The sequence below is a fragment of the Hyphomicrobium album genome (assembly GCF_009708035.1).
Lineage (GTDB): Bacteria > Pseudomonadota > Alphaproteobacteria > Rhizobiales > Hyphomicrobiaceae > Hyphomicrobium_A > Hyphomicrobium_A album.
In genome coordinates this window covers 2,441,663-2,460,799 of the sequence record NZ_WMBQ01000001.1, presented here as the reverse complement: position 1 = coordinate 2,460,799, position 19,137 = coordinate 2,441,663, and the positions used below count along the sequence as shown (strand labels likewise).

20 protein-coding genes are annotated in these 19,137 nt (G+C 63.7%); 7 read left to right on the top strand and 13 right to left on the bottom strand.

The window, feature by feature from the left end:
• The first annotated feature begins 28 nt into the window (after window positions 1-28).
• From dapF to GIW81_RS11690, 6 genes are all read left to right on the top strand, one after another.
• The gene (dapF, locus tag GIW81_RS11715) at window positions 29-895 is read left to right on the top strand and encodes a diaminopimelate epimerase (protein ID WP_154739351.1); all 867 of its coding nucleotides are present in this window, start codon (window positions 29-31) and stop codon (window positions 893-895) included.
• 131 nt (window positions 896-1,026) lie between these two features.
• Window positions 1,027-2,283, top strand: a complete 1,257-nt coding sequence (gene mtaB, locus GIW81_RS11710; RefSeq protein ID WP_154739350.1) for a tRNA (N(6)-L-threonylcarbamoyladenosine(37)-C(2))-methylthiotransferase MtaB — start codon at window positions 1,027-1,029, stop codon at window positions 2,281-2,283.
• Entirely contained in the window at window positions 2,280-3,305 is a 1,026-nt protein-coding gene (gene ftsY, locus GIW81_RS11705; RefSeq protein ID WP_324614988.1) for a signal recognition particle-docking protein FtsY, read from the top strand. The genes mtaB and ftsY overlap by 4 nt, the downstream gene beginning before the upstream one ends.
• 69 nt (window positions 3,306-3,374) lie before the next feature.
• Window positions 3,375-4,133: an inner membrane-spanning protein YciB gene (locus GIW81_RS11700; RefSeq protein ID WP_154739349.1), complete on the top strand. Its 759-nt coding sequence runs from the start codon at window positions 3,375-3,377 to the stop codon at window positions 4,131-4,133.
• A 35-nt stretch (window positions 4,134-4,168) separates the two neighbouring features.
• Window positions 4,169-4,756, top strand: coding sequence for a septation protein A (locus tag GIW81_RS11695; RefSeq protein ID WP_154739348.1), 588 nt, complete (start codon window positions 4,169-4,171; stop codon window positions 4,754-4,756).
• A 257-nt stretch (window positions 4,757-5,013) separates the two neighbouring features.
• Entirely contained in the window at window positions 5,014-5,475 is a 462-nt protein-coding gene (locus tag GIW81_RS11690) for a MarR family winged helix-turn-helix transcriptional regulator (protein ID WP_229309150.1), read from the top strand.
• Between the two features lie 18 nt (window positions 5,476-5,493).
• Here GIW81_RS11690 and GIW81_RS11685 read toward each other — a convergent pair whose 3' ends face one another.
• Window positions 5,494-6,522, bottom strand: a complete 1,029-nt coding sequence (locus GIW81_RS11685) for an aspartate-semialdehyde dehydrogenase (protein WP_154739346.1) — start codon at window positions 6,520-6,522, stop codon at window positions 5,494-5,496.
• 193 nt (window positions 6,523-6,715) lie between these two features.
• Here GIW81_RS11685 and GIW81_RS11680 point away from each other — a divergent pair, with 193 nt between their 5' ends.
• Window positions 6,716-7,102 carry an EF-hand domain-containing protein gene (locus GIW81_RS11680; protein WP_154739345.1) on the top strand — a complete coding sequence of 129 codons (387 nt, stop codon included), beginning with the start codon at window positions 6,716-6,718 and terminating at the stop codon, window positions 7,100-7,102.
• A gap of 41 nt (window positions 7,103-7,143) precedes the next feature.
• On the opposite strand, the gene leuB is transcribed toward GIW81_RS11680, so the two are convergent.
• From leuB to GIW81_RS11620, 12 genes are all read right to left on the bottom strand, one after another.
• Window positions 7,144-8,256 (bottom strand): 3-isopropylmalate dehydrogenase, encoded by a 1,113-nt coding sequence (gene leuB, locus GIW81_RS11675; protein WP_154739344.1) that lies wholly within the window; start codon window positions 8,254-8,256, stop codon window positions 7,144-7,146.
• A gap of 81 nt (window positions 8,257-8,337) precedes the next feature.
• On the bottom strand, window positions 8,338-8,925 hold the full coding sequence (locus tag GIW81_RS11670; RefSeq protein WP_154739343.1) for a DUF4337 domain-containing protein: 588 nt from the start codon (window positions 8,923-8,925) through the stop codon (window positions 8,338-8,340).
• Between the two features lie 11 nt (window positions 8,926-8,936).
• Window positions 8,937-9,623, bottom strand: a complete 687-nt coding sequence (locus tag GIW81_RS11665) for a 2,3-bisphosphoglycerate-dependent phosphoglycerate mutase (protein WP_324615019.1) — start codon at window positions 9,621-9,623, stop codon at window positions 8,937-8,939.
• Window positions 9,624-9,631: 8 nt separating this feature from the next.
• On the bottom strand, window positions 9,632-10,426 hold the full coding sequence (dapB, locus tag GIW81_RS11660; protein ID WP_154739342.1) for a 4-hydroxy-tetrahydrodipicolinate reductase: 795 nt from the start codon (window positions 10,424-10,426) through the stop codon (window positions 9,632-9,634).
• Window positions 10,427-10,551: 125 nt separating this feature from the next.
• Window positions 10,552-11,058 (bottom strand): GNAT family N-acetyltransferase, encoded by a 507-nt coding sequence (locus GIW81_RS11655; protein ID WP_154739341.1) that lies wholly within the window; start codon window positions 11,056-11,058, stop codon window positions 10,552-10,554.
• A gap of 182 nt (window positions 11,059-11,240) precedes the next feature.
• Entirely contained in the window at window positions 11,241-11,696 is a 456-nt protein-coding gene (locus GIW81_RS11650; RefSeq protein ID WP_154739340.1) for a phasin family protein, read from the bottom strand.
• A 227-nt stretch (window positions 11,697-11,923) separates the two neighbouring features.
• A complete protein-coding gene (locus tag GIW81_RS19375) occupies window positions 11,924-13,267 on the bottom strand; it encodes an ATP-dependent DNA helicase (protein WP_324614987.1) in 1,344 nt (447 codons plus the stop codon).
• A 119-nt stretch (window positions 13,268-13,386) separates the two neighbouring features.
• Entirely contained in the window at window positions 13,387-13,644 is a 258-nt protein-coding gene (locus GIW81_RS11640; RefSeq protein ID WP_154739339.1) for a PepSY domain-containing protein, read from the bottom strand.
• Window positions 13,645-13,719: 75 nt separating this feature from the next.
• Complete coding sequence (gene typA / locus GIW81_RS11635) at window positions 13,720-15,543, bottom strand: translational GTPase TypA (protein WP_154739338.1); 1,824 nt, start codon at window positions 15,541-15,543, stop codon at window positions 13,720-13,722.
• 126 nt (window positions 15,544-15,669) lie between these two features.
• Window positions 15,670-16,410, bottom strand: a complete 741-nt coding sequence (locus tag GIW81_RS11630; protein ID WP_154739337.1) for a M50 family metallopeptidase — start codon at window positions 16,408-16,410, stop codon at window positions 15,670-15,672.
• 83 nt (window positions 16,411-16,493) lie between these two features.
• Window positions 16,494-17,825, bottom strand: a complete 1,332-nt coding sequence (locus GIW81_RS11625) for an MFS transporter (RefSeq protein ID WP_154739336.1) — start codon at window positions 17,823-17,825, stop codon at window positions 16,494-16,496.
• A gap of 25 nt (window positions 17,826-17,850) precedes the next feature.
• A complete protein-coding gene (locus tag GIW81_RS11620) occupies window positions 17,851-18,936 on the bottom strand; it encodes a hypothetical protein (RefSeq protein WP_154739335.1) in 1,086 nt (361 codons plus the stop codon).
• Window positions 18,937-19,137 lie beyond the last annotated feature (201 nt).

The following is a 19,137-nucleotide window of genomic DNA, read 5'->3' as shown; positions in this document are numbered from 1 at the left end:
TTTGAGGCCCCGGGCCATATATGGTCGCATGACGGACGCCGCCAGCATCCCCTTTCGAAAGATGAACGGCCTCGGCAACGATTTCGTCGTGCTCGACGCGCGCACCCGACCGCTGTCGATCGCGCCAGAGGATGCGCAGCGACTCGGCGATCGCAATCGCGGAATCGGATGCGATCAAGTCATTGTCATGGAGTCGTCACAGAAGGCCGACGTGTTCATGCGCATATTCAATGCGGATGGCTCGGAGGTGAGCGCCTGCGGCAATGCCACGCGCTGTATCGCGCTCCTCGCCGCGGAAGAGACCGGGCGCTCGGAGGTCAGCGTCGAAACGAACGCCGGCCTGCTGAAGGCCAAGGTCGACGGAGCCAACCGCATCACGATCGACATGGGCCGACCGCGCTTCAACTGGGAAGCGATCCCACTTGCCGAGCCGTTCGAGGACACGACCGGCATCGAGCTGCAGATCGGTCCCATCGACGCGCCCGTTCTGCACACCCCATCGGCGGTCAACGTCGGCAATCCGCACGCCATTTTCTGGGTCAACGACGTTAACGCGCATGACCTCGGACGCTTCGGCCCGCTGCTGGAGAACCACCCGATTTTTCCCGAACGGGCGAATATCTCGCTCGCGCAAGTCACATCACGCAACAGCCTGAAGCTCCGCACGTGGGAGCGTGGCGCCGGGCTCACAAAGGCCTGCGGCACGGCCGCCTGCGCCGCCGCCGTGGCTGCAGCGCGCAAGGGGCTGACCGACCGAAAAGTAACCGTAGAGCTCCCCGGCGGGCCGTTATTCATCGAATGGGCCGAAAATGATCACATCCTGATGTCCGGTCCGGCCGAGCTCGAGTTTGAAGGCACGCTGGCGCCGGATACTCTGTCGCGCGCCCCCGTCTAGCGAACGACAAAGTTGTCCTTTATGACCGCACGAGAATTAACCGGCCGGACAGCCCGTTGGCACCACGCTCTCCTCGCGCGGATCGGCTATCGTCGCGCGTATCCGAGGCTCCCGAGGCTTGCTGAGCGATAATGGCCGACCCCATCATCATAACGCTCGGCTGCCGGCTCAACGGCTATGAGTCCGACGTGATACGCCGGAACGCGCTCGAGGCCTGGCTCGATGACGCCGTCATCGTCAACACCTGCGCCGTGACGAGCGAGGCGGTGCGGCAGGCAACCCAGACGATCCGCAAGCTCCGCCGCGCGCATCCCTCTTCGCGCATCATCGTCACCGGCTGCGCCGCGCAGATCGAGCCTGAGCGCTTCGCGGCGATGCACGAGGTCGATCACGTCGTCGGCAATGCCGAGAAGCTGAAGCCCGAAACGTTCGCCAGACTTTCGACCGTCGGCTCGGAGCGCGTGCAGGTCGACGACATCACGAGCGTGCGCGAGACAGCCGGGCATCTGATTGACGGCTATGGGACGCGCACGCGTGCCTACGTGCAGATCCAGAACGGTTGCGATCACCGCTGCACCTTCTGCATCATCCCCTACGGCCGCGGACCTTCGCGCTCCGTGCCGGCCGGCGAGGTCGTGGCGCACATCCGCCGCCTCGTCGAGCGCGGTTGCCGCGAGGTGGTGCTGACCGGCGTCGACATCACCTCGTACGGCGGCGACCTGCCTGGTGATGCCTCGCTTGGATATCTCGTGCGCCAGATCCTCAAGCTCGTGCCGGAGCTCGAGCGCCTGCGCCTTTCCTCGATCGATCAGGTCGAGGCCGATACGCACCTGCTGCGTGCCATCGCCGAAGAGGAACGCCTGATGCCTCATATGCATCTGTCGATGCAGGCAGGCGACGACATGATCCTCAAGCGCATGAAGCGGCGGCACAGCCGCGCCGACGCGGTTCAATTCTGCCGCGACGTTCGCCGCATGCGGCCCGATACCGTCTTCGGCGCCGACTTTATCGCCGGTTTCCCGACCGAGACCGACAGGATGTTCGAGAATTCGCTCAGCATCGTCGACGAATGCGATCTCACATATCTGCACGTATTTCCCTTCTCGGCGCGCCCTGGCACGCCCGCGGCCCGCATGCCGCAGGTCCCGCGCAAGGTCGCCAAGGAGCGCGCAGGGCGCTTGCGCACCAAAGGCACCGGCGCACTCGCGCGCTTTCTGGACGCGCACAGCGGCGCGGAGGTTGAGCTTCTCGCCGAGCGGGGCGGCGTCGGCCGCACGCGCCAGTTCGCCGAAATGCGACTGCCGCCCGCGATCGCCGCCGGTTCGATGCTGCGCGCGCGCGTCACCGGTCACGATGGTCAGCGTCTCTCCGGTGAGGTCCTGGCGTGAGCAGCAAGACGCAGGGCGCATTGGGACGGCTTTGGGGCGGCAAGCGCGCCGATGAACCCGGGCCGGACTCGGCGCCGTCCGCCGGGGCGGAACCGCAAGCGTCCGCGAAGGCCGGATGGTTCAGCCGCCTCAAACAGGGCCTCGGCAAGACGTCGACGAAACTGTCCGACGGCATCACCGGCATCTTCACGAAGAAAAAGCTCGAAGCGGCCACCCTCGATGATCTCGAGGACGTGCTGATCGAAGCCGACCTCGGCGTCGACACCGCGGAGAACATCATCACTGCCCTTCGCAAGGGCCGCTTCGAGAAGGACATCAGCGCCGACGACGTGCGCGCGGTCTTGAAGGCCGAGGTCGAGCGCGCTCTCGCACCCGTTGCCAGGCCTCTCGTCGTCGACGGCACGCACAAGCCGCACGTCATACTCATGGTCGGCGTGAACGGCACCGGCAAGACGACGACCGTCGGCAAACTCGCTGCTCAGTTCCGCGGCCAAGGCAAGAAAGTGATGCTCGCGGCCGCCGACACGTTCCGCGCCGCCGCGATCGATCAGCTCGGCATCTGGGGCAAGCGCACGGGCGCGAGCGTCGTCTCCGGCGCCGTCGGCGCCGATGCGGCGGGTCTCGTCTACGACGCGCTCACCCGGGCCCGCGATGACGGCGCCGACGTGCTGCTCGTCGACACCGCCGGGCGCCTGCAGAACAAGGAAGGGCTAATGGAGGAACTGGCGAAAATCGTCCGCGTCCTTCGTAAAGTCGATCCAAGCGCCCCACACGACGTCCTGCTCGTCCTCGACGCGACCACCGGGCAGAACGCGCTTTCGCAAGTCGAGGTATTTCGCCAGCGGGCGGGTGTCACCGGCTTGGTGATGACCAAGCTCGACGGCACCGCCCGCGGTGGCATCCTCGTTGCCATATCCGCCAAGCACGCCATACCCGTCCACGCCATCGGTGTGGGGGAAAGCATCGACGATCTACAGCCTTTCGACGCCGGCGAATTCGCCCAGGCGATCGCAGGGAGCTAGCCGCGGTGACGCGGGACACTTAAACACGCTGCTAGACGCAACCGAAGCGAGAAGGACGACCCCCGGCACATGAGCGCCCTGAAGCGATTGATGCCCTTCAACGCCGAGCAGGCCGTGAACATCCTCAGCGAGTTCGGTCCGCTGGTGCTGATGTTCATCGTCAACGCCATGTACGGTATCGCGGCCGGCACGTGGGCGCTTATCATTTCCACGGTTGTCGCCATTGTCGCCATGCTGTTGGTGCTGCGACGCCTGCCGATCTTCCCGTTGATTGCGTCGACCGTCACCGTCGTGTTCGGCGGCCTCACAATCATCACCCACGATCCGATGTGGGTTCAGATCAAGGTCACCATCTTCAACGCGATGTTCGCCGCATTCCTGTTCGGCGGCCTCTATTTCAAGCGCAACTTCTTCAAGTACGTGTTCGAGAAGACCTTCCACTACACCGAGGAGGGTTGGGACAAGTTCACTTGGAACTTCGCTTGGTTCTTCGTCTTTACGGCGTTCGCCAACGAGGCGGTGCGCCTAGGCTTCAAGGACGAGCGAGTCTATGACATCCTCGGGCTCCAGATGGACGGGGTGGGGATCTGGATCGCCTTCAAGGTCGCGCTGATCATGCCGCTGTCGGGCCTTTACGCGTATTACCTGACGCGCCTGATGCAGCGGTACCGAATCCCCGAGCCCAGCACGCCTGCTGGCACGAGCACGGCCTCGAACGGTCAGCGTCCACAGATCGGCGCCGCCAATGGATCGGGAAGGGTGCCAGTAAGCGCCGGTGAGCGCAGCGGGCCCGCAAAATCGGACATCCGTGAAATCAATCACGGATAAGCACATCGCGACGCCGACAAATTGGGATGGGAACTATGGCCGACGAAGCAACCAACAAGCCTGAAACTGCGTCGGCAACGCAAGCGCAACTCCTAAAGCTCGCTGTCGAAATCGGCCCGCTGGTCGTCTTCTTCATCGTCAACGCGCGCGCCGGGATCTTCTGGGGTACCGGCGTCTTCATGGTCGCAACGATCGTGTCGCTGATCGCCTCGCGCTTCATGTTCGGCCGTATCCCGGTGATGCCGCTCATCTCCGGAGCCTGTGTCGTCGTATTCGGTGGCCTGACCCTTTGGCTGCAGGATGACCACTTCATCAAGATCAAGCCGACGATCGTGAATGCCTTGTTCGCCGCCGCGCTTTTTGGCGGACTGTTCGCCGGTCACTCGCTGTTGAAGGTCGTGTTTGGCGAAGTCTTTCGCCTGAACGAGGACGGCTGGCGCAAATTGACGCTCCGCTGGGCGTGCTTCTTTACATTCCTGGCTGTGCTCAACGAGGTGGTCTGGCGCACGGTGTCGACAGATACTTGGGTCAGCTTCAAGGTCTTTGCCATCATGCCGCTAACGATGGTTTTCGCGTTGTCGCAAATAGGTTTGCTGAAAGCACACGAGATACCCGCAGACTAAGTCCTGCGAGGCAGAACTATCGTCTTTGTGCAGACTGTCTGCCGTCGAAGTATATCCCCCAATATTCTTGCGCACCGCCGCTGAGCGCCGTCCTTTTGTTCTGGACGAACGCTGAAAACTGGTATTTTCTCCAAATCGAAGCGCAACCTATTCCACATAGGCGAAGGTGGGCGGGGGAACCGGAGCGTCGCACAGGTCGATGCTTCGCACATGCCCCTCCTTTGACTGCAATCATGACACGTCACAGGGGACGCGATATGGCCGGCGGAAAACTGGAGCGATCCCCGATTCATTTGCTGCATCGGGCCGGCCAGTGCGCCAGCGATATCTTCCAGGGTGAAATGGTCGCCGGCGATCTGACGCCGCGACAGTACGCGGTGCTCGTCGCGGTTTCACTGAACGAGGGCGTCAGCCAGACGCTTCTCGTAGAGAAGACCGGCGTCGACCGCTCGACTCTCGCCGACATCGTGCGGCGCATGCTGAAAAAGGGACTCCTGCAGCGCCGGCGCACCAAAGAGGACGCGCGCGCCTATTCGGTGAAGCTCACCGACGAGGGCTGGAAGGTGCTCAAAGCGGCCGATCCTCTCGCGCGGCGCGTCGACGACCGGATCCTTGGCGTGCTGCCCGGAGCGCAGCGCGAGCGCTTCCTGCAGGATCTCAATCAGATCGTGAAAGCGCTCGGCAAGTTGCAGGCAAACGGCGCCGGCAAGGCTGATTAGACCAGCCGTCGCCGCGCGTCAGGCGGCGTTCGGCATCAGCTTGCGATTGATGAGCGTCTCGGCGATCTGCACCGTGTTGAGCGCCGCGCCCTTCAAGAGGTTGTCGGACACCACCCACAGCGACAATCCGTTCTCCACGGTCGCATCCTCGCGGATGCGCGACACGTAGGTGGCGTACTCGCCCGCTGCCTCGACCGGCGTCACGTAGCCGCCTGGCTCGCGCTTGTCGACGACCATGATGCCAGGAGACTCGCGCAGGATGGCGCGTGCCTCCTCGGGGCTAATGGCCTTCTCGAACTCGATCGTCACCGCCTCCGAGTGGCCGACGAACACCGGCACGCGCACGCAGGTCGCCGTCAGCTTGATGGCTGGATCGAGGATCTTCTTCGTCTCGACCATCATCTTCCATTCCTCCTTCGTGTAGCCGTCCTCCATGAAGACGTCGATTTGAGGAATGCAGTTGAAAGCGATCTGCTTGGGGAACTTGCTCGGCTCGACGCCCTGGCCGGGCACGTAGATGCCCTTGGTCTGGCGCCACAGCTCGTCCATGGCCTCCTTGCCGGCGCCGGAGACGGACTGGTAGGTCGAGACGACGACGCGCTTGATTTTCGCTGCGTCGTGCAGCGGCTTCAGCACCACGACGAGCTGCGCGGTGGAGCAGTTCGGGTTGGCGACGATGTTCTTCTTGGTATAGCCGGCGACCGCCGCCGCGTTCACTTCCGGCACGATCAGCGGCACGTCCTGGTCGTAGCGCCAGTACGACGAGTTGTCGATGACGATGCAGCCCTTGGCGCCGATCTTGGGCGACCACTCCTTGGACACGGCGGAGCCGGCCGACATCAGGCAGAAGTCCACCTTGGAGAAGTCGAACTGCTCGAGGTCATGGCATTTGAGTTCGCGGTCGCCGAACGACACCTCGGTCCCGACCGAGCGGCGCGAGGCGATGGCGTAGACCTCGTCGGCCGGAAACTCGCGCTCGGCGAGCACGTTCAGCATTTCGCGGCCCACGTTGCCCGTGGCGCCGACTACGGCGACCTTATAACCCATCGTCAGACCCGATTTCCCAAGAGGCTGCGGCGCTTGCCGCATCTCGCCCGGCTGTCACTTAACCGCCGTAGTGCCACCTTGCAAGGGGTCCGAGCTAGTGGGTCAGTTTGCAAACGCCACTCGGTGCCGTAGGAATGACCGATCAAGCAATTGATGCGCCCGGTAGGATCGCCGACCCGGGCAGGAGGGGGTGATGAGGAAGATTCTGCCCTTTATGATTTTTGCACTGCTCGCATCTACTGGTGCCGTTGCGGCAGTTGACGCAAATGGCGACGGCAAGGTCACACTGGATGAGCTAACTGACTACAAATTGGAGCAAGTGCCCTTTGCCGCGCGTGACCGCAGCCACGACGGCTATCTCGACCCGGTCGAACTGCCAGAACTAACGAACAATGAAACATTGACGGCTTACGATTCCGATCACGACGGCAAGCTCTCGCCCACAGAATACCGCACTTTCATCACGGACTTTGCCATCGCCGCGATGGCCCTCTGCGCTGAGAATGAGGATGACATCCTGACCGGCTCTGAAGTCGCCTGTGGCATTCAAAGTGTCAGGGATTTGCGCCAGCCAAATTGACCCAGAACTCGAGTTCGCCGCTTTCGAAGGGGCGGCGGACGTCAGGCAGCCAGTTTGCGCAGCTGTTCGAGGATGGCGGAGCCCATCTCCGCGGTGCCGACCTTGTTCATGCCCGGCTGCATGATGTCGCCGGTGCGGAGGCCGGCCGCGAGCACGCTGGCAATCGCCTTGTCGAGCAAATCGGCTTCCTCGCCCATGTCGAAGGAGTAGCGCAACGCCATGCCGAACGAGGCGATGGTGGCGATCGGGTTGGCGAGCCCCTTGCCGGCGATGTCGGGCGCCGAGCCATGCACGGGCTCGTAGAGCGCCTTACGCTTGCCGGTCTTTGCGTCCGGCGCGCCGAGCGAAGCAGACGGCAGCATGCCGAGCGAGCCGGTCGCCATCGCCGCCTCGTCGGACAACACGTCGCCGAACAAGTTGTCGGTGACGATCACGTCGAACTGCTTCGGATTGCGGACGAGCTGCATGGCGCAGTTGTCGGCGAGGATATGCTCGAGCTTGACGTCCGGCGCGTACGACTTGTGCGTCGCCGTGACGACCTCGTTCCACAGGACGCCCGTGCGCATCACGTTGCGCTTCTCGGCCGAGTGCACCTTGTTGCCGCGCCTGCGCGCAAGGTCGAAGGCGACCTTGGCGATGCGCTCGATCTCCGACGTCGTATAGACCTGGGTATCGACGGCGCGCTTCTCGCCACTCTCGAGCGTGACGATTTCCTTCGGCTCGCCGAAGTAGACGCCGCCGGTCAGCTCACGCACGATCATGATGTCGAGGCCCTCGACCAGCTCGCGCTTCAGTGACGAGGCGTCGGCGAGCGCCGGATAGCAGATCGCCGGCCGCAGGTTGGCGAAAAGGCCCAAGTCCTTGCGCAGGCGCAGCAGGCCCGCCTCGGGACGCACCGCGTAGGGTACGCCATCCCACTTGGGGCCGCCAACGGCGCCGAAAATCACCGCGTCAGCCTTCTGCGCTTTGTCCATCGCCGCGTCGGTGATGGCGACGCCGTGCTTGTCATAAGCCGCTCCGCCGACCAGGTCCGTCTCGGTTGCGAACTTGACCTTCCCGGCTTTGTTGAAGAAGTCGACGATGCGCTCGACCTCGGCGATGGTCTCGACGCCGATGCCGTCACCGGGGAGCAGAAGCAGATTGTACGTGGTCATGCGCGGAAGGGCCTGGCGAGAGGTGGACGAAATGCGCGGTAGTGCTAGCCGCTCGGTCCGGCTGCGGCAAGGGTGCCGGCGCTAGAACGATCCGGCAAAGAACAGGAGGAAGCCGTTGAGCGTCGACAGGGTGCCCAAGCCGGCGAGCAGGCCACTCAGTAGGAGAAGCACCGTGCCGCCCGTGATGATGGCGACGGAAGCTAGGACGATGGCGATCTGCAGCAGTGCCTGGCCGTAGTCGAAAAAGGGATCCTTGACCATTGCCCTGTCGCGCTGCGTCTCGAGCGACTTCGCCCTGACTTTCAGCTCTTCAACACCCTCGCCCGTGTCCGGCTCCGAAGTCAGCCGCGCCTCGTCGGCTCGATACTTCTTCAGCTTCTCGTCGACGAGCGTTCGCGCTGCCGGCGGCATGTCCGGCCGGCTGGCGAGCATTACCTCGAACTCGGCGATTTGCAGCCGCAGCTCGTGGCGGCGAATGTTCTTGGCCTGGAAGAATGCCCAGATGTTCGCCGCCTCGATGTTGCGGGCGGTGGCGTCCTTCATGGCGTTGCCGCCACCGACACCGCAGACCGCGAGCAACACGGCGAGAACGCCGATATAGACGGCTATCAAGCGGTCGCGGCCCGTCTTGTCGCTGTCGATCGCCTCGACCAAATCCTTGAATGCCATCGCGAGCTACCTCAAACGATCTTGTCTTCGGGCGGAGCGTCGATGCTGCGCGCCGGCAAGAGGTCGCTGCGCTCGGTCGGCAGGCCGTCCGATCCGAGCTGGTAGACGATCGGCGCACCGGTTGCGAGCTCGCGGCTCAGGATCTCCTCGCCGGTCAATCCCTCGAGGTTCATGATCAGCGCGCGCAGCGAGTTGCCGTGCGCCACCAGCAGCACCTTCTTGCCGGCCTGCAGGTCGGGCCAAATGTGGGTGTCGTAGTAGGGCATGACGCGCTCTTCCGTGTCCTTGAGGCTTTCGCCGCCGGGCGGTGGAATATCGTAGCTGCGCCGCCAGATCTCGACCTGCTCCTCGCCCCAACGCTCGCGCGCCTCGTCCTTGTTGAGCCCGCACAGATCGCCGTAGTGCCGCTCGTTGAGCGCCTCGTCGAAGTGGATGGGGATCTTGTCCTGGCCGAGCTCCGACAGAATGATGTCGAGCGTGCGCTGCGCGCGCTTCAGCTGGCTGGAATAGGCGACGTCGAACACGATGCCGCGGCTGCGCAGCATGCGCGCGGCGACGAGAGCCTCGATGAGGCCTTTCTCCGTGAGGTCGGGATTGCACCAGCCGGTGAATAGATTGCGCCGGTTCCACTCGCTCTCGCCATGGCGGACGAGCACCAGGGTGTGGGAGCGCTGATCGTTCGCGACTACGGGACGCACTTCCACGTTCACAGCCCCAGCACGTCGGACATCGAATAGAGACCCGGCGCCTTGCCGTAGCCCCACTGCAAAGCCTTCACCGCCCCGCGCGCGAATATCGAGCGGTCGCCGGCGACGTGGACCAATTCCACGCGCTCCCCGGCGCCCGCGAAGATCACCCGGTGGTCGCCGACCACGCTGCCGCCGCGCAAGGTGGCAAAGCCGATATCGCCGCGTTGGCGGGGACCGGTGTGCCCGTCGCGAGCCCTCACCGCGCGCTTGCCCAGATCGATGCCGCGTCCCTCGGCGGCCGCCGCACCCAGCATGAGCGCCGTGCCCGAGGGGGCGTCAACCTTGTCGCGGTGATGCATCTCGACGATCTCGATGTCGAAATCCTCATCCAGCGCCTCGGCCACGCGCCGGGCGAGCGCCACCAGCAGGTTCACGCCGAGGCTCATGTTGCCAGCCTTGATGATCGGCGCGTGCCGGGCGGCGGCGGCGATCTGCGCCTCGTCCTCCGCGCTCAATCCGGTGGTGCCGATGACGTGCACGGCGCGGGCGTTGGCAGCGAGACCGGCGAACTCGACCGTGGCCTTGGGGGTGGTGAAATCCAGAATGCCATCACAGCGGGAGATGACATCGATCGCGTCAGAGGTGACCGGCACCCCGAGTGGCGGCAAGCCGGAGACCAAGCCGATGTCGGAGCCGATGACCGGCGACCCTTCTCGCTCCACCCCGCCGACGATGCCGCAGCCGGCCGCGTGCGCCGCGCGCACGAGCTCCTGGCCCATGCGCCCCGCAACGCCCATGACGGCGACTTTCATTCGAGAACCTCGAGTCGATCGAAGGAAGTGCGCCGCGATATAGCAACACCCGGGGCGATGAGGAAGGCTAAGCCGGCATCCGGCCCCCTGCTGCACCGCCGCACCGGCTGTCGGGGGCTATGCGGTCAGTCCCATGCAAAGGCGATCTTTTTCAGCTTGGCGCGTCCGAAGCGCTCGGAGGTCGCACCGACCGGGCGCCCACCGCGGCGGCGATAGAAATCGCCGGCCATCTCGTTGTCGGCCAGCGCCCAGACGATGAGACCGCGCAATTGACGGCCGTCGAGATGGTAGCGGCATGCCTCGAACAGCCGCTCGCCGAGGCCGACGCCCTGGTGCGTCGGCAACAGGTACAGTTCGTAGATCTCGCCCTCGTAGGGACCCTGGGCGCGAGCCGCGCCGAGCGTGGCATAGCCCGCGACTACGCCCGCGACTTGCAGCACGAGCAGCCCACCCGACTTGATGGTCGTGCTCCACCAATCCGGCGTCCGTCGCTCGATCATGCCGTCGAGGTGGAAATGCGGGATGATGCCGCGATAGGCGCCGCTCCAGCTGGCGCGGAAGATCTCGCTCAGGGCTCGGGCATCGGCAGGGACGCCGGGCCGAATCTCGCAGTGTGAACTCTCACCCAGCATGACTGTACTTACGCTCTCAACGCCACTCGCAACGCCACTATGGCCTAGACTAAGCCAGACGCCGCATCCTGCGAACCAGATTTGCTGAAAGTAGGGCTGGAGGCTACGGCAAAGGGGCCGCGGAGCATCCTCCGCGACCCCTTGGTGCCGCAACCCGCCGCTTATCCTAGTCGACTAGTGGCCTAGCCAACCTTCTTGAACTGCTCGAAGCTCTTGCTGGCGGCCGAATTCATGCTCTCGAGCGTCTGACGGCTGATTTTGCTCGACAGCTCGAAGAATTCCTTGGTTTGCGAGGAGGCGGTGGCAAGCTGCTGCTTGAAGTAGTCGGCCTGCACGCGGGCAACCTCGGGGAGCGTCTTGGCCTTGGCCATCGCCTCGGCGGCGTCAAAAGCAGCCTCGGCGTTCAGCGTCGCGGCATGCAGGAACTTCTCGCCGAACGACTTGGCGCCGGCCTGGGCGGCCAGAACGATCTCCTCGACGGCCTTCACGCTGTCCTGCGTAGCGGCGTTGATCTTGGTGTAGGCGTCACGCGTCTTGGCGACGCTCTCCTCGGCAAAAGCCTTCACGTTCTCGGGGATGCGCGCCTCTTTGGCAGCGGCGAACATGTCTTGCGCCTGGCGGGCGAATTGATCGTTCATTCTTCTCTCCATAATCGCATAAGGCCGCTGGGGCACAGTCGGCGCAAAACCGGTGGCAGTTGCATAGGCTCCGAAGAGCATTACCGAGGCCCTACCATATCCGATTTTTTGTGCGGCGCAACAAAATAATGCTGCGGTGCACCAAACCGCCTAGCGGAGCATATTGTGTTGAGGGCTCTGATGGTTAGCAACGCGGTCGCGGCCAAACGGTTTCGCGTCAGCGAAATTTAAGTCGGTAGCCGGGGAAATTTTTCCCGGTAGCCCATGGCGGTGCGGTCGAACAGGATATCGGCCGGCCGCAGCGGCCGCGCGAGCGCCAAGCCTCCCAGCGACCGGCAGCGGGAGAGTGCAACGTAAGCCTGGCCGTGGGCGAACGTCCCGCGCCCGAGATCGATATAGACCTTTTCGAGTGTCAGCCCTTGCGACTTGTGAATTGTGAGCGCCCAGGCCAATCGCAGGGGAAATTGACGGAACGTGCCGGTGACGTTCTCGACGATCTTCTCAGCGGTTTGATCGTAGGCATAGCGCCGCGCCTCCCACGACACCTGCTCGATCTCATGCGTCTTGCCGTCGAGCTCGATCCAGACACGCTTGTCCTCCAGCCGCGCGATGCGGGCGATGGTACCGTTCACCCAGCGCTTGTCGGGATCGTTACGCAGCAGGATCACCTTGGCGCCCTCCTTGAGGAGGAGGCTGGCATCGGTCGGATGCGCTGAGTCCGAGTACTCGCCCGTGATCCCGGCCTCATAGGTATGTTCGGCCGTGTGCAGCGCATCGAGGAAGGCCATGTTGATGCGCTGCGCCGCTGCATTCGTGGGCGTCAGGATGACGTAGGGATCGCCTTCGCTCAACGTGCGGATCGGATGCGTGCGCTCGTTGAGTGCCTCGAGGTCTTCCTCCGTCACGTCGCCGTCGCGAACGCGATTGAGCACGTGCACGAACGTCTCGTCGCTTTGGCGGAACACCTGCTCGAGCTCGAGCAGCGAAACCCCCGCACCCTCGTTCAGCGACGACACCTGAAAGAAGAACGGCCCGCCGTGCTCACTTTCGAGGTGCTCGGCGACGTCGCCCTGAACGACAGGCGGTAGCTGGTGGAGATCGCCGAACAGGATCAGCCGCACCCCGCCGAACGCTTCGCGCGGGCGCCCGCGATTGACGCGCAGCGACTGGTCGATCGCCCACATCAGGTCGGAACGCACCATCGACACCTCGTCGATGATGATCACCTTCAGTTTGCGCATCACTCGGCCGTTGCGGCTGCGCCGGATATCGTCGGGACCAATGAGGCGCGGGGGGAATCCGAAGAACGAATGGATCGTCTGGCCGCCGACGTTGACCGCCGCCAACCCGGTCGGCGCCAGCACGACCGACTCGTCCTCAATGTGGTCACGCAAGGCGCGCAACAGCGTCGATTTACCTGTTCCCGCGCGGCCGGTGACGAACAGATGGCCTTCGTCATTGCGAGCGAAGTCGACGGCTCGAATGAATTCCGCCGGCGGCGTCACGCCTTCCGGCCAGGTGATGGGCGCAACCTTCGTCGTGTCCTTGAATTGGGGAAGCTTGCCGCTCACCGCATCGCCTCATTGCACGCTGATGGCCTGAATAGCAGGCGCGACGCCGGTCCGGAAACGATTACGCCGGCCGATGGTATCGGCCGGCGCCATTTGATGAATGCCGCGCGCTTCGCGATTTAGTCGCGAGTGATGGAGATGATCTTGAAGCTGCCGTCGAGCTTGACGTCGTACTGATTGCCGTCCTTGCACTTTACGTCGTCAGCCTCGAACATGCCGGACGCTTCAGTCTCCTTCTCGAAGGTGCCGCCCTCGCAGCCCCAGTCCGAAAGCGTCTGCTTGATCTTGCCGGCCTCGTCCTCTGCGGGCTTGGAGTCGGCAAGTGCTGCGCCACCACAAAGCGTCAAGGCGAGTGCAATGCATGCGAACTTTTTCATGGAAGTTCCTCCTCCGTTGAGTGCCACGCATACCGCTATAACACGCCGGTTTTGCGCCGCACAAAGCGAAATTGGCTACGCGACTTCCCGATCGCGCGCGCGTTCCATTCTCTTGCGCTCGTTCGGATCGAGCCAGCGCTTGCGCAGACGAATCGATTTCGGAGTGACTTCGACGAGCTCCTCGTCGGTGATGTAGCTCATCGCCTTTTCGAGCGTGAGCTTCATCGGTGTCGTCAGCAACACATTCTCGTCCTTGCCCGACGCACGTACGTTGGTCAGCTTTTTGCCTTTGACGACATTGACTTCGAGGTCGTTGTCGCGCGTGTGCTCGCCGACGATCATGCCCTCGTAGACGCGCGTTTGCGCGCCGATCATGAATGGTCCGCGATCTTGCAGATTGAAGATTGCATATGCCGCCGCTTCGCCGGCCGAGTTCGAGATGAGCACCCCGGTACGGCGCCCTGCGATCTCGCCTTTGAATGGCGCGTAGTCGTGGAACAACTTGTTCATAACTGCCGTGCCGCGCGTGTCGGACAGGAGTTCGCTTTGGTAGCCGAGCAGGCCGCGCGTCGGCACGTGGAACACCATGCGCTGGCGCCCCCCGCCCGAGGGCCGCATTTCGAGCAGCTCGCCCTTGCGCTCGGACAGCTTCTGCACCACGACGCCGCTGAAGCCCTCATCGACGTCGATGATGACTTCCTCGATCGGCTCGATTTTGTTGCCGTCCGCGTCCGTCTTGTAGACGACCTTCGGCCGCGAGACCGTGAGCTCAAAGCCTTCGCGGCGCATGTTCTCGATCAAGATGCCGAGCTGCAGCTCACCGCGGCCGGCGACGTCGAAGGCGTCCTTGTCGTCGGACACCGTGACCTTGATCGCGATGTTGCGCTCGGCCTCCTTCATCAGCCGCTCGAGGATGACGCGGCTCTGCACCTTGTCGCCCTCCTGGCCGGCGAACGGCCCATCGTTGATGCGGAAGGTCATCGAAAGGGTCGGCGGATCGACAGGCTGTGCCGGCAGCGGCGCCTCGACCGACGGATCGCACAGGGTGTCGGCGACCGTCGCATCGCTCATGCCGGCAATGGCAACGATCTCGCCCGCTTCGGCCTGGTCGACCGGCGTGCGCTCGAGACCGCGGAACGCCAGCACCTTTTGCACGCGGAAATTCTCGACGACGTCGCCGTCGCGATTGAGCGCCTTGAGCGGCATTCCCGGTTTCAGCACGCCGGAGCTGATGCGGCCGGTGAGAATGCGCCCGAGGAACGGGTCGGCTTCCAACGTCGTCGCCAGAATGCGGACGGGGCCGGGCTCGACGGTCGGCGGCGGCACGTGCGCCAGCACCAGGTCGAACATGGGCGCCAGGCTGTCCTGCGGACCCGCGGGGTCCAGCGCCATCCAGCCGTTGCGGCCCGAGCCGTACAGCACCGGGAAGTCGAGCTGCTCGTCGGTCGCGTCGAGGTTGGCGAACAGATCGAAGATCTCGTTCAGAACGTCTTGATGGCGCTCGTCGGGACGATCGATCTTGTTGACCACGACGATCGGACGCATGCCGCGCTTCAGCGCCTTGGAGACGACGAATTTCGTCTGCGGCAGCGGACCTTCGGAGGCATCCACCAGCACGACCACGCCGTCGACCATGTTGAGGATGCGCTCGACCTCGCCGCCGAAGTCGGCGTGGCCCGGCGTATCGACGATGTTGATACGCGTGTCTTTCCAGACGACCGACGTGCACTTGGCGAGGATGGTGATGCCGCGCTCGCGCTCGAGGTCGTTCGAATCCATCGCGCGCTCAGCCACGCGCTGGCCCTCGCGGAACGCGCCGGATTGCTTGAGCAATTCATCGACAAGCGTGGTCTTGCCATGGTCGACGTGGGCGATAATCGCGATGTTTCTGAGCTTCATCAGTCACTTTGTGCGCTGCAAAAGATGCGCGGACCTAGCACAGAAGCTTGAAAACCGATAGGGGCCACTCCGCCCCTGATCCTTAAGCGGGCAAATTAGCCGGCCTGCTCCTCGGCTAGCAGCTGCCTAATCCGCCGGCGCCGCCAGTTCGCCCCTCCAGATGGCGTAGTTGGCCAGCGCGAGCATAGGTCCGGCCAGGAGGAGAGCCGGATAGCTGGCAATTCCGAACACGCTCCATACCCCCATGAGGAGGCCGGCACCCGCAACGAGGCGCACCGCTGCGGCGTCGGCGAGGACGTTGCCGAGGAGCAGGCGGGCGATGCGCCCGCCGTCCAGGGGAAACGCCGGCATCAGATTGAAAATCACGATGCCCACGTTGACGTAGGCGAGCCACTGAAGCGAAACGCGCAACACCGGAACGTCGGTGGCCGGCGAGGCAAACATGGGAGTGCCGAGGTAAAGCGAATCCGTAAGCGTCGGCATCCCAAGGGCTAGGAGCAGCAGAATGGAGTTGATGGCGTTGGCGAGCGGCCCCGCCAGCAGGATGAGAATGCTGTCGATGCGGCGCGCCGGCGAGCCCGCCAAGATCGCGAGGCCGTAAAACCCGCCGATGCGGATCTCGTCGGCATAGAGCCCGAACCGGCGCGCCACAAGCGCATGCCCAAGCTCATGAGTGAGGATCGACAGGAACACGCCCGCCGTCACCAGCAAGACGACGATGCCGTAGTCCGCAAGGCTCGGGAACTGGCGCCGCACCACGCCGAAAAAGATGGTGAGGACAGCGAGTAGGAAGGTGACGTCAACAAAGATGGGTATGCCGAAAAGCCTGCCGAGTCGCAGCGCTGGTATGTCGCTCAACGTCGCCATACGTGTCAGCCTCGAAGTCCCCAGCGCCCACTGCCGGCGCGCGTTGCGCTTGATGACGCCAGACCGCCCGCGCCCTCTACCTTTTACCGCGACTGTTCCATGGCGCTATGAAGACGGGTGTCGCGCATAAAGGCATACACGGCCAGCGACACTGCAATGCAGCCGGTCACATACCAAAAGAAGGCGGACTCGTGTCCGATTTCCTTGAGATACAGCGCCACGTATTCGGCGGTACCCCCGAATAGCGCCACGGTGATCGCGTAGGGAAATCCCACGCCCATGGCGCGCACGCCGGTCGGAAACAGCTCAGCCTTCACCACCGCGTTGATTGCGGTGTAGCCGCTGACGATCACCAGCGCGCCCATGATGAGGAAGAAGGCCGTCCAGGCGCTGTCGGTGTTCTGCAAGGCGGTGAGAATCGGAACGGTCAAAAGTGTGCCCAACACGCCGAAGGTCAACAACACGGGGCGCCGGCCGACGATGTCCGAGATCGCGCCGACAACTGGCTGCAGGCACATGTAAAAGAACAGGGTGCTCGCCGCGATGACGGTCGACGTATCCTTCGACAGCCCGACGGAGTTGACCAGGAACTTCTGCATGTACGTCGTGTACGTGTAGAAGGCGACCGTGCCGCCGAGTGTCAGCCCGACGACGATCGCCACCTCGCGCGGGTGACGCAGCAATCCTTTCAGAGGGCTTTCGCTCACGCCCCGTGCCTGGGCCTCAACGAAGGCTTCGCTCTCGTGCATGTCGCGCCGCATGAAGTAGACGACGACGGCGAGGCAGGCGCCAATGAAGAACGGTATGCGCCAGCCCCACGCATCGAGCTGCTCGGGCGTCAGCAGAAGCTTTTGCAGGAACAGCAGGACGAGCATGGCGAGCAGCTGGCCACCAATGAGCGTCACGTACTGGAAGCTCGAGTAGAAGCCGCGGTGCTCGGGGTGTGCGACCTCGCTCAGGTATGTTGCGCTGGTGCCGTACTCGCCGCCGAGGCTCAGGCCCTGCACCAGCCGTGCGAACAGAAGGACCAGGGGCGCTGCGATGCCGATGGTCGCGTAGGTCGGCGTCACCGCGATGATGAGCGAGCCCGCGCACATCATCAAAACCGAAATGGTGAGCGACAGACGCCGTCCGTGCCGGTCGGCGACGTGGCCGAACAGCCAGCCGCCGAAGGGGCGCATCAGGAAGCCGACAGCGAAGATTGCCGCGGCGTTCAACAGCTGCGCCGTCTGGCTTTCCGAAGGGAAGAACGACTTGGCGAAGTAGAGCGCGAATGCCGAGTAGGCGTAGAAGTCGAACCACTCGACGAGATTACCGGCCGAGCCTACGAAGATGGCCTTCAGGCGCCGTGCAGTGTCGGCAAGCCCGGTCTCGGGCGGCTCGCTGGTCGAAACGCCCGCTACCCGATCGTGCATGTCGCCCGTTACTCCGACAAATCTTCTAGGCGCGCGTCAGGATCGAGCGCAGCTCTTGCAACCGCTGCTTGGTCTGCATGTCGATCGCATCTTTGATCGACAGCATCTGTTTCTCGATTACCGAAGTGAGTTCGCCCGCCATGCTCTCGCGCGCGGTGGCATTCATGGCGGCGAGCGTCTCGCGGATGTGTGCCAGACCCAGATCGCGCTCGATGTGTTGGCCGAGCTTCTCGAGGAACTCACGCGCAAAGTTCGGAACCTCGAGCCGCGCCATGGCGGCGAGCGCCCGCCGGCGCACGGCGGTGTCGGGATGCGTCAGCGCCGTGCGCATCAAGTGGTTGTTCAGCGTGGTTGGCACGCGCACAAGGCGCTTCTTCACGCTTTCCGGGCTGACGGTGCCGTTCTCCAGGGCATGCGCCATCGACAGCTGATGGCTCCATTGCGTCAACCGCAGCAGCAGGGCGCGCACGACGATAATCGAGAGCGTCACGACGATGATCAGGCGCACAGCGTTGCCGGTCCAGCCGTTGTAGACGATCTGCGCGCTCATGTTGTCGGATAGGTCGACGAGGTTGGCCCACGCGTTGAGAACCGAGGTGACGATCGGCACCTCATTCAGGACGCAGGCGAGGTATTCGCCGTACTCATGATTTAGCGTCGGCCGGTTGCGGAGGATCTGCGCCAAACCGGTGTGCTCCACCGTCTGGATCAGTGCCGCCAATCCGAGCACGTAGAACACGGTGGACGAAGCGAGGATCGGCACGTTGTTGACGGCGTCAAGCGCCGAGAACGTCATCTTGTCGGCGGCCATGGCGCCTTCCATCACCCGCTTCTCCTCGTACATGATCCGCAGACTGCCGGAGATGATGAGGATGTGCACGATGAGGAATACGGCCAGAGTCCAGAACAGCGGTTGGGTGTTGAGGCCCGTGACCGCCAAATAGAGGATGGCCGTGTTGGCGGCGAGCCACAGGGCCACCTTCCATAGCGCGACGGCGCCCGTCTGGGGGTCGGGGCGGAAGAAGAAGTTGAGGAGACCGATGAGCGGCCAGCAGACGCTCGTCCAGGCGTCGTCCAACGCGCCGAACACACTCGTTGTCACTTTCGACATGACGCGAACCCTGTCCCTTGGCTCCCCAGCCCCAGGCTAGCGTAGCACGGCTCGAGCGGACAACGTGTGGCGCGGCATCAGCTTAACGGCGGAGATTGCAGGGCCGTCGTCTGCCCCCAGCTTGGCGGCTGGCGTGCATTGACCTTGGCACTTGTACAGGTCTAAGTGCAGCCCAATCTTAGGGGCCCTCGGACGCGCATT

Excerpts from the sequence above, each read along its gene's own strand:
- dapF (WP_154739351.1), top strand. The coding sequence starts at position 29 with ATGACGGACGCCGCCAGCATCCCCTTTCGAAAGATGAACGGCCTCGGC.
- mtaB (WP_154739350.1), top strand. The coding sequence starts at position 1,027 with ATGGCCGACCCCATCATCATAACGCTCGGCTGCCGGCTCAACGGCTAT.
- GIW81_RS11700 (WP_154739349.1), top strand. The coding sequence starts at position 3,375 with ATGAGCGCCCTGAAGCGATTGATGCCCTTCAACGCCGAGCAGGCCGTG.
- GIW81_RS11695 (WP_154739348.1), top strand. The coding sequence starts at position 4,169 with ATGGCCGACGAAGCAACCAACAAGCCTGAAACTGCGTCGGCAACGCAA.
- GIW81_RS11690 (WP_229309150.1), top strand. The coding sequence starts at position 5,014 with ATGGCCGGCGGAAAACTGGAGCGATCCCCGATTCATTTGCTGCATCGG.
- GIW81_RS11685 (WP_154739346.1), bottom strand. The coding sequence starts at position 6,522 with ATGGGTTATAAGGTCGCCGTAGTCGGCGCCACGGGCAACGTGGGCCGC.
- GIW81_RS11680 (WP_154739345.1), top strand. The coding sequence starts at position 6,716 with ATGAGGAAGATTCTGCCCTTTATGATTTTTGCACTGCTCGCATCTACT.
- leuB (WP_154739344.1), bottom strand. The coding sequence starts at position 8,256 with ATGACCACGTACAATCTGCTTCTGCTCCCCGGTGACGGCATCGGCGTC.
- GIW81_RS11670 (WP_154739343.1), bottom strand. The coding sequence starts at position 8,925 with ATGGCATTCAAGGATTTGGTCGAGGCGATCGACAGCGACAAGACGGGC.
- dapB (WP_154739342.1), bottom strand. The coding sequence starts at position 10,426 with ATGAAAGTCGCCGTCATGGGCGTTGCGGGGCGCATGGGCCAGGAGCTC.
- GIW81_RS11655 (WP_154739341.1), bottom strand. The coding sequence starts at position 11,058 with ATGCTGGGTGAGAGTTCACACTGCGAGATTCGGCCCGGCGTCCCTGCC.
- GIW81_RS11650 (WP_154739340.1), bottom strand. The coding sequence starts at position 11,696 with ATGAACGATCAATTCGCCCGCCAGGCGCAAGACATGTTCGCCGCTGCC.
- GIW81_RS11640 (WP_154739339.1), bottom strand. The coding sequence starts at position 13,644 with ATGAAAAAGTTCGCATGCATTGCACTCGCCTTGACGCTTTGTGGTGGC.
- typA (WP_154739338.1), bottom strand. The coding sequence starts at position 15,543 with ATGAAGCTCAGAAACATCGCGATTATCGCCCACGTCGACCATGGCAAG.
- GIW81_RS11630 (WP_154739337.1), bottom strand. The coding sequence starts at position 16,410 with ATGGCGACGTTGAGCGACATACCAGCGCTGCGACTCGGCAGGCTTTTC.
- GIW81_RS11625 (WP_154739336.1), bottom strand. The coding sequence starts at position 17,825 with ATGCACGATCGGGTAGCGGGCGTTTCGACCAGCGAGCCGCCCGAGACC.
- GIW81_RS11620 (WP_154739335.1), bottom strand. The coding sequence starts at position 18,936 with ATGTCGAAAGTGACAACGAGTGTGTTCGGCGCGTTGGACGACGCCTGG.